Genomic DNA, 226 nt, shown 5'->3' with positions numbered 1-226 from the left:
GGGGCGGATGAAGCCAAGTTCCTGGCTGGCAACGGCACCCCGAGCGCGGGTGCGCTGGGTAGCCTCGCCATCACCGAAGGCGGTGCCTGGACCTACAACGTCGACAACAGCAAGGTGCAGTACCTGGGTGAAGGGGAGACCAAGGTCGAGACCTTCACCGTGCAGTCTGTGGATGGCACCGAGCACACCGTCACCATCACCATCACTGGCGTCAACGATGCCGCGG

At 64.2% G+C, this 226-nt stretch carries 1 protein-coding gene; it reads left to right on the top strand.

Going from position 1 to position 226, the window contains the following annotated elements:
* On the top strand, positions 1–226 hold a 226-nt coding region (locus tag KW824_RS20865), incomplete at both ends, for a VCBS domain-containing protein (RefSeq protein ID WP_218410916.1).

The organism is Aeromonas sp. sif0611 (assembly GCF_019218845.1).
GTDB lineage: Bacteria > Pseudomonadota > Gammaproteobacteria > Enterobacterales > Aeromonadaceae > Aeromonas > Aeromonas media.
Note: the sequence above shows the minus strand (reverse complement) of the source record. Positions and strands in the feature narration are given on the sequence as shown.